General features: G+C 53.7%; 5 protein-coding genes and 1 pseudogene. 3 read left to right on the forward strand and 3 right to left on the reverse strand.

What is annotated here, in order from left to right:
- Window positions 1-296: hypothetical protein (locus ACR0LX_RS22610; RefSeq protein WP_480785582.1), on the forward strand; the 296-nt coding region annotated here is incomplete at its 5' end.
- Between the two features lie 148 nt (window positions 297-444).
- Here the strand turns inward: ACR0LX_RS22610 and tnpA are convergent.
- Both tnpA and ACR0LX_RS22620 read right to left on the reverse strand, forming a co-directional pair.
- Window positions 445-860, reverse strand: a pseudogene (gene tnpA, locus ACR0LX_RS22615) (IS200/IS605 family transposase).
- Between the two features lie 210 nt (window positions 861-1070).
- Window positions 1071-2201, reverse strand: coding sequence for a helix-turn-helix transcriptional regulator (locus ACR0LX_RS22620; protein ID WP_480785583.1), 1131 nt, complete (start codon window positions 2199-2201; stop codon window positions 1071-1073).
- Window positions 2202-2366: 165 nt separating this feature from the next.
- Here ACR0LX_RS22620 and ACR0LX_RS22625 point away from each other — a divergent pair, with 165 nt between their 5' ends.
- Window positions 2367-7676, forward strand: a complete 5310-nt coding sequence (locus ACR0LX_RS22625; RefSeq protein WP_480785584.1) for a Calx-beta domain-containing protein — start codon at window positions 2367-2369, stop codon at window positions 7674-7676.
- A 189-nt stretch (window positions 7677-7865) separates the two neighbouring features.
- Here the strand turns inward: ACR0LX_RS22625 and ACR0LX_RS22630 are convergent, their stop codons facing one another.
- Entirely contained in the window at window positions 7866-8624 is a 759-nt protein-coding gene (locus ACR0LX_RS22630; RefSeq protein WP_480785585.1) for an IS5 family transposase, read from the reverse strand.
- Between ACR0LX_RS22630 and ACR0LX_RS22635 the strand changes: the two genes are divergently transcribed.
- Window positions 8623-9021 (forward strand): hypothetical protein, encoded by a 399-nt coding sequence (locus ACR0LX_RS22635; RefSeq protein ID WP_480785586.1) that lies wholly within the window; start codon window positions 8623-8625, stop codon window positions 9019-9021. The genes ACR0LX_RS22630 and ACR0LX_RS22635 overlap by 2 nt on opposite strands.
- The last annotated feature ends 234 nt before the right edge of the window (window positions 9022-9255 follow it).

Raw genomic sequence — 9255 nt, forward strand, 5'->3', positions numbered from 1 at the left:
CGAAAATGAAAAATCCAGCGAAACAACCGCAACAAAACTCACAAGCTCAGAAAAAGACTAGATCCGGTGCGTTTCCACACAGCCTCCGGACTCTGCGGCCATTCGATTTTCAGACTTCGCTGACGCAGCATCCGTTCGCGTTCGCAGCGGCGGTCCTGCCGCGCAACAGCACAGGTTGCCGAAGCGGCCATTTGCCCGCGCGTCTATTGCTGGCGCAGCAATCAGTCGCAGGTGCGGCACGCTCATCGTTGCGCTACGGTCAATGCCGTCAGACCGAACATTCAAACCCAGTCTGAGGCGCGAAGCTTAAATTGATCTATCGCCTCAATCCGGATCGAGCATCAAAGAGCGAATACAGCTAATTAAGACCGTTCGAACCACTGCTCCGCCATCCAATACGTGGTCTTCGCAATACAATAGCTATCATTGCAACTGACTGAACGACTACCGACTGGCGTCGGTAGGATCGGCGATGTGGTTTTCGAGGTATTGCAGGACGATGTCCTCGGTAATTGCTCCGTTGGTGGTCGATAAATAGCCCCTGCCCCAGAACCGGCGCCCCCAATAGCGCCTGCGCAGCGCGGGAAACTCCCGTTGCACCTTATGGGACGAACGGCCCTTCATCCTGCGGACCAAATCCGCAATCGCGATCTTCTGCGGCACCGATACGAACATGTGGACATGATCGGATGACAGCACCCCGCGCAGGATGTCGATCTCGTTCTCGTGGCAGACCTGACGTAGAATGTCACGCACCCGCAGGCGCACACCGCCGGTAAGAACTTGTAGCGATACTTGGTGGACCAGACGATGTGATAGCGGTGATAGAAAACGCAATGTTTGCTAGTGTCATGCCGCATGATCTTATCCTCGGGAAAAATGAGCCATAGCCTCACCGGCGGCTCATTTTTCCCGAGGATAAGATCATAACTGATTCATCGCGCTAAAGCAGGTCCGACTGGAAGTCGGAGGGTTTTCACCTGAGCGTGGATACTAAAAACCTTTGCGTTTCATCAGCCGACAAAACCAAAATATTTTTGGGACAATAAAAACCGCCATCAATAAATGTATCATGGCGCTATTGGAAAACTACTTGAGATTGACGCAATCGCTAGTACCAGTTCCGCTTGCCGAGATACGCCCACCTTGGACATGATTGCTTTCATCTGTCGTCGTACTGTTTCATTTGACACACCGCGCAGTGAAGAAATTTCGGGTATAGAAGACGCTGATAGAAATAGTGACAAGACTTCTGTCTCCGCTAGGGTCAAGCCATAAACTTGCGCGACGCTTTCAGTGGAGAACTCGAAAGGGAAGGTCGAAGTCGCTAACAGAAGTACTTGGTGGCGTGCGCAGTGTAGAAAGTGCTGGCGCGCTGAAAGCGGCAGCGTGCGAACTATCAATTTGTCCGACGACTGCGGCGTTTCAAGCGTCAGACTGGAAGCCATTTCACTCGGCCTACCATATGCCGCTTGCTTGCTACAATCTGCGATCAGACATTTGAAGGGTGTGCGGGCTTCCAGCATGAGGGGCACCAGAATATTATTCTCCAGCTTCAATCCCCAATTTTTTCCAAGTCGACGCTTTGCAACGGAATTTGCACTGATCAACTGTCCCTGCTCATCAACAACCATCGCTGGACACAGAAAACCTTCAAGTATTTGCTCGATTTCCGTATATTCAGGGTCAGAATGGTATCGCATGTCACAGACATAAGCTGATGTCCGCAGCGCTTCCTGAATGTGGCTTAAACGTTCAAGATGCTCGGATTGTGGATGGCCAAATTTTTGGGGCCAAGCCCAAAGCATAACTTCAGATCTGTCAGGTGTATCCAGCAAGCGCAAAGCCAACCTGTATCGGATGTCGTATCCATCATTGAATGCATAAAAGGGACTCCGCGCCATGCCCGCTTCGTCGATATAGTCATAATCCACAATATATCGCCAGTTTCGATTAGAGGCGGCATGAGCCACGATTTCGGATTGAGGTGCCCATTCGGGAAGCGCATGGTCCAATTCCGGCAGATTTAGCGTGTGACTTATGAATTTCCTGTCGCCTGTATGTTCTGCGACAGCAATTTGCGAGACCGGAGCACCCAAATAGGCAGCTGTTTCGGATTGCACTTTGGCCCAAAGCTCGGGCTCCAAAGCTGCCCGTCTAATGGTATTTAGAACTTGTTCGAGTTCGATTCTGGTACTCATAGCAATAACTAACAAAACAAAAATACGTTAAATTCATAACCCATTTGGGTGATGACTCACAACTCTGCTGTGTTTCATAGTTTGATAAGATTTTTTAGAAGTTTGTTTTCTCGTGTGAAATTCAACGAGACAAACAATTCCATTCATAAATTGGGGGGGAATTTCATGCCTGTGATCAACGGAACACCAGGGGACGATCAAGAAGATCTTACTCTTAATGGGACAGCCGCAGACGATGAGTATTTCGGATTTGCGGGCGACGATTGGCTAACCGCAAGTGCAGGCAACGACATGTTGGACGGCGGGGCCGACAACGACACCGTGTTTTATGATATCGAGTTTTTTCCCAATGGTGTTTTCATAAACAACACGGATACGGCGATTGGCAGCGTCCTTGCTTTCACAGTTAACAAAGGGCCAAGCGGGGTCGATACGCTGGTCGATGTCGAAAATTTCCACGGCAGCAACAATGATGACACAATCTATGTCGGTGGACTGGGCGGCACCTACACATTTGATCGCGCAGGTGACGATACAGTAATCGCTTCTCAGGACCCGAACGCCACTGGATCGCATTATTTCGCGGCAGGCAGCGGTAACGACACTTATGTGGGTACAGTCAATCGAGATCGCGTCGACTATAACGACGATGGCTTCGATGGCTTTGGTTCGATCACGCAGGGAATTGATGTTGATTTGGAGGCTGGTACGGCCACCGACGGTTGGGGTAATTCGGACAATTTGACCTCGGTCGAGGATGTAACCGGAACACGCTTTGGGGACACCATTTTGGGCGATGACGGGCCAAACGATATTACGGGCCTAGGCGGCGATGATACGATTGAAGGACGAGGCGGTGACGACTATCTCGAAGGGAACGATGGTGATGATACCATCCGCGGTGGTGACGGGCGGGACACGCTGCTAGGTGGCCGCGGCAATGATATACTGGACGGTGGCGATGCGCCTGCCCAGTATTCTGGCGGCGACAGGGCAAGCTATGCGTTTGAGCACGAAGAAGGTGGAACGGGTGGTATCTACGCCGACCTGAATGCAGGCTTCGTCACCGATACGTTTGGTGATACGGACACGCTTATTTCGATTGAGGAAATTCGGGGCTCGATTTTTGACGACACAATAATCGGCTCCGCCGTCGACGAGAGGCTACAAGGTCGTGACGGTAACGATACGATTACTGGAAACGACGGCAATGATGACCTTTCGGGCGGAGACGGAGACGACACGCTTGACGGTGGTGCGGGCGGTGATTTCCTGTCACCCGGTCGGGGCACTGATACGGTGCTGGGCGGTGCCGACGGTGAGACTGGAGAAGATGATGAGCTGTCCTATATCTTCGATTCCATTGATGACGGAACGTCGAATGGAATCACGGTCAATTTCAGCGGTGAATTTGAGGGCACGATAACGGACTATGGCGGTGATATTGATACGTTTTCCGGTATCGAGCGCATCCGGGGAACAAACAATGATGATACTTTCTTCGGCTCTGAAGGGCGGCAGAGGTTCCAGGGTTTTGGTGGTGCCGATAATTTTGACGGTGGTGCGGGTGACCGCGACGAGGTAGATTATCGTCGCGAACAGGCTGATCTGGATTCGTTGGAACTTGGGATAGACGTAAGCCTTGACGCCGGGTTTGGAACCGATACCTACGGGGATACCGACACCTATACCGGCATCGAACAGATACGCGGGTCACGGTTTGACGACACGATTACCGGCGATGACAACACCAACAGTCTTCGCGGGGCCGAGGGCGACGACACGCTGGACAGTTTCGGAGGGCGGGACAACTATCTGGAAGGCGGTCGTGGCAATGACACGATCTTTGCCCGTGGCGACGACGATTTTGTCGAGGGCGGCGATGGCAATGACGAAATCACATTCTTCGGCGAAGGCGGCGGCGTAAATCCGGGCCTTGGTTCGGACACCATCGTTGGTGGGACCGAGGGCTATTATAGCATCGAATACTTCGGAATTGGCGAAGCGGTGACCATCGATACTGCTTTGGGTATGACCACCCTTGCTGGTGGCGATGTCGATACGTTTACCAATATTCGCAATATCGCTGGTGGCGAAGGCGACGATACTCTGCTGGGCGATGACAGCGATGAGCGGCAGGAGTTCTTCAGCTCGCTTGGCGACGACTTCATCGATGGCCGTGGGGGTGGCCGTGACTGGCTGAACTATGACGTCCGGCTGGAGGAGGGTCAGAATCCGCCAGAGCCAGGGGTGACTGTAAACTTCAGCGACCCGGTTGCGAGCGGTCTCGGGACAGCGACAGGTATTCTGATAGGTTCAGATACGTTCCAAAACATCGAAGCCGTGCGTGGAAGCATGTGGAACGACACACTCATTGGCAGCGATACGGATGAGTATGTCGAGCGTTTTCAGGGTCTGGCCGGAGATGACACCATCAATGGCATGGGCGGCATTGATCGAGTTAGCTATAGCTTCGATGACGATCGCGGTGCCACGACAGGCGTCAGGGTGGATTTGGCACTTGGTGAGGCCACTGATGGTTTTGGCGGCATGGACACGCTGATTGGCATTGAGCAGGCGCAAGGCTCAGACCTTGATGACGAACTGATTGGTGACGGTAACGATAATGTACTTATTGGAGGCTTCGGTGACGACACAGTTACTGGAGGCGCGGGGAACGATGGTCTTTACGCCGGAGGGGGCATAGACACTGTCAGCGGAGGCCTTGGCGCTGATGAATTTGGTGGAAGGCTATTCGAACTCGATGGAGATACGATTACCGATTTTTCGATTGAAGATAGCATTGCTGTATTTGACGAAGATTTTAATTACATCGGCGCAGACCTGACAATCGTTGGTGATGAATTGCTCATCGACACAGATGGCGATGGAATAGCGGAAGCAACAATGATCCTGACCAACGGCTATTCCGGTCCCGTCAATTCGGCGGGCGGCCCAGTCGGCGGGCCGCAGCCGGCAGTGATTTCTGTTGACAGCGCAGGCAGTTTTGGACTGGCGATCACGGAAGGTGACTCTGGAATAAGCGAAGGCACCGTCACCCTCCGCCGTAGCGGCGACATATTCTCGACCGCAACGGTGGACGTAACCCTGGCGGGCAGCGGTGTGTCACCGGCCGATGGGTCGGATCTTGTGACGCCGCTTGGGGTACCGCAAACTGTGACCTTCCTGCCTGGTCAGCGCGAGGCAACGTTCACGATTCAGGTCGCCGGGGACACGGTGATCGAAGGGGATGAGGCTCTATCTCTGACTCTCTCGAATCCCGGTTCTGATGGGGCGGTTCCAGCCGAGCTTGCCGGAAGCCAGACATTCGTCCGCATTCTGAATGATGATGAGCCCGCGACGGTCAATATCACGGGAGAGAATGCACAAGAAGACAGTGGCATTCTGACCTTCACCGTCTCGCGTACTGGCGATACCTCGGATGAAATCACCGTGCCTTACACCATCCGTGGCGCAGAAGGGTTGCTGGGTGCCGAGGCGGACGATCTTATCGGCGGTCTGCCGCAATCGGGCACCGTAACGATCCCGGCAGGAGCGAGCAGCGTCACCTTTGATATCGAAATCGTTGCGGACGATGTTGCTGAGTTGCATGACAATGTAATCGCGGCCATCCAAACAGATGCAAGCTGGCCGGCGGGTCTTGAAATCGGTGTACGCGAGGCTACCGGCAGCATTCGCAATGACGATGGCGTCCCAGGTGAAATCCCGGCTGGTGCTGGCGCTTGGTCTTACGGCGATCCGCATATCGTGACGCTTGACGGCCTCGGATACGGCTTCCAGGCCGTGGGCGAATTTACCCTGATCGAGGCCACATCCGGCGCTGATCTGCTTGTGCAAGTTCGCTATCAGCCGGTTCCCGGCAGTGACATCGCAAGCCAGACCGAGGCGATTGCGACGCGGCTTGGCGGTGTTGCGGTGATGATCGAAGCTGGTACGCCAGCATTGCTGACAATCGACGGAGTGTCGGTTGACCCCGGTGATGCGATTGGTGGCCTTTCGGTCGGAGATGGCGAAATCTACTTTGATGGCGAGGCCATTACTGTTGTTTATGCCACAGGTGAGCAATTGCGCATCGATTTGTTCGAAGACTTCCTGAACGCTTCTGTTTTCCTTGCAGAAGGTCGTGAGGTTCGCGGATTGCTGGGCAATGGTGATGGCGACAGCTCGAACGATCTGGCGCTGCCTGACGGCACTGTGTTACCTCAGCCGATCAGTTTTGACGATCTGTATGGTATCTATGCCGATGCGTGGCGGATCAGCGATGCCACATCTCTATTCGCCTACGCACCCGGAGAAGGTACAGACGACTTTACCGATCTCAGCTTCCCGATTGGCGAGTTGTCCATGGACGCAATCCCGGATGAACTGCGCGCTATAATCGAAGACGCCGTGGCCGGTATCGACGATCCGATATTACGTGAAGCCGCGATCTTTGACGCAATCGCAACAGGTGACTTAGAGACTGCAATTGCCTCGGCTGAAACGGTCTCTGCACCCAGCACTATGGCCGAAGTTACAGACGCGCCCGAGATAATTTCAGCGCTTGGTGTTCTGGCCTCGGAAACCGAAATTGTCGAAGGGCAGGATGGCGTTCAAAGCTTGGTATTCACAATCTATCGCACCGGAGATCTGAGCGAACAGGTCGAGATTGCCTATAGCTTCGGTGGCAGCGCCGATGCAGAGGATCTGACGGGTGCGATGCCGGGGCAACTGAACTTGGCTGCTGGTCAATCTGCGGGCATTGTCGAAATCGGGATTCTGGGTGATACGGATGTTGAATCCAACGAGGATGTCACATTCAGCTTCGACCTGATTTCGGGTGATGCGGCGATTATCAACGGTTCAACCACCGTCGACATTCTAGATGATGACGTGATGACCCCAGCGATGGAAACCGTCGAAACACGTTATGAGATCGTCGAAGGCCGCTGGCGCGACAAACTGATCTACTCGGTAGATGGTGAGAAACAATCTTCACAGCGCTTGGGTTATATCCAGGATGACATAACGGTGAAAGGTGGCGGCCTTACCATTTCGTCCGACGACGGCGAGAAGTGGGGCTTTGATTTCATCACCACTGCCGGCGTTGGGCTAGGTGTCTTTTCACTTTTCGGTGATCGTTTCTGGCGTCCAGAAGCCCGCCGGGTGGATGACGAAGAGGCGCTGAGATTCGTACTTGATGGTAGCGGTGGCTTTGGTGACGCAATCGACGTCGAGTTCGAGTTTGCGTCAGTGCGTCGTGGCGACCAAGTGAAACTACAGTTCTTCGACGATGGTGAATTGGTAGATGCCACAATAGCCAAGATTGTGGATGGGGAACTGACCTATGAACTTGCTGATAGCGAAACTTTTGACGAGGTCTCTATCTCGGCCGAAGGAGATACAGAGTTCAGTTTGGAAGCTATTGAATTTACACGGCTGCAAGCGGATGAATTCAACTTTGCGATCGCCTGACTTGCGTTGAATAGAGGAAACACAAGCTGCCCAATTTCTGCGAATTGAACTTGATCAGATGCTCTCGCGCTCATGAAGTACTCAAGACGCGAGACAAAAGCTCATTTGCCAGTTGTTGGACGATTGGTCCAAGCATCAAAGACAGGTAGACGAGGCGTCCACCCGCACATACTTCGCTAGGTTCAGGACTCATAGCCAATAGATGACGAGAGCTGCGAGGGCGATTGCTGAGAGGAAGACCTTCGGGCACCTGTCGTAACGGGTTGCCAAACGGCGCCAATCCTTGAGCCTGCCAAACATGATCTCGATCCGGTTGCGGCGTTTGTATCGGCGCTTGTCGTACTTCACCGTTGTCTTGCGCTGCTTCCGACCGGGGATACAAGCGCGTATCCCTTTGTCTTGTAACGCTTCTCGGAACCAATCGGCATCGTATCCGCGATCTCCGAGTAGCCAATCGACATTCAGCATGCCGCTGAACAGAGCCCGAGCACCGATGTAGTCTCTGACCTGTCCTGCGGTTATAAACAGGTTCAGCGGGCGTCCCTGACTGTCGCAGATGGCGTGCAGTTTGGTGTTCATGCCGCCCTTGGTTCGACCAATCAGGCGTCCACGCCCCCCTTTTTTGACGCCCATGCTGGTCGCTGTCTGGTGAGCCTTCAGATAGGTCGCGTCGATCATCACAGTCTTCTGTTCGCCGTGCTCGGCGGCCAGGCCAGCCATCATTCGCGCGAAGATGCCCTTGTTGCTCCACCGTTTCCATCGATTGTACAGCGTCTTGTGCGATCCATAGGCAGCAGAGGCATCTCGCCACCGCAAACCATTGCGATTGATGAAGATAATCCCGCTCAACACACGCCTGTCATCGACGCGCGGCTTGCCGTGGGGCTTCGGGAAGAAGGGCTCCAGACGCGCCATTTGCGCATCCGTAGACGCCATCAGCGATGGCATGTTTCACGCCAGCATGAAGGATAAGCTGACAGCGTTGGAGGTTCGCAAATCGGAACTCGAAGCCTTGATCGCCTCCGCCGCGTCTGAACCACCGGCTTTGCTGCATCCCGGATTGTCCGATGTGTATCGGGAGCAAATCGCCAATTTGACCACTGCGTTGCGCGATCCCTCTTCTCAAGCTGAGGCGACATCCATCATTCGCGGCCTGCTGTCTGAGATTCGATTGGTCCCGGAAGATGGGCCGTATGAAATTGAACTCATTGGAGAACTGGCAGGTTTGCTTGCGTTGGGGGCGCCCCAGAACGAACAAAGCCGCCCTGAGGCGGCTTGTTCGAGACTCTGTTCGACCGTGATGGTTGCGGGCGTAGGATTTGAACCTACGACCTTCAGGTTATGAGCCTGACGAGGTGAAGACGTTAAGCAATTGATCCAGTGGATCAATTGTAGTCTGAACGGGCTGTACTGAGATTTTCTGACGCAGGTTGCGGGAGCAGGATTTGAACCTGCGACCTTCAGGTTATGAGCCTGACGAGGTTTGGACGTTAAGCAATTGGTCTGGTGGACTGTTTGTAGTCTGAACGGGTTGTGTTGTGGTTTTCTGACGCTGGTTGCGGGAGTAGGATTTGAACCT

It is taken from the genome of Ruegeria sp. CH11 (genome assembly GCF_056537105.1).